Origin of the sequence: Streptomyces sp. SID3343, assembly GCF_009865215.1 — a bacterium.
Classification (GTDB): domain Bacteria; phylum Actinomycetota; class Actinomycetes; order Streptomycetales; family Streptomycetaceae; genus Embleya.
Window position 1 is genome coordinate 1 of record NZ_WWJX01001115.1, and the last position, 309, is coordinate 309.

Sequence of the window (309 nt, forward strand, 5' to 3'; positions counted from 1 at the left end):
CGCCCCGTGCGGGCGGAAGCGATCCGCAAGGCCGACGCGAACGAGTACCTGAAGCTCGCCAAGCACCGCGACGGCAAGGCGCGGCTGCGCGGGACCATCCTCGCCGCGGCCTGCCTGTGCGCGAGCGTGCTGTTCACCGCGCTCGTACTCGCCGGACCCACGTGGGCACTGCTGTTGACGCTCGCCGGGGTCGTGGCCGGGTTGGGCTTCGTCGGCGCGCCGGAGGATCGGCCGGTCATCGGCCCGTCCGTGGTCAAGCCGCAGGTCCAGAAGCTCACCAGCCACTTCGTGCTGCGCGCGCTCGGCGCG

1 pseudogene is annotated in these 309 nt (G+C 73.1%); it reads left to right on the forward strand.

The window, feature by feature from the left end:
- Positions 1-309 (forward strand): annotated as a pseudogene (locus GT354_RS34590) (cell division protein FtsK); the annotation flags it as partial.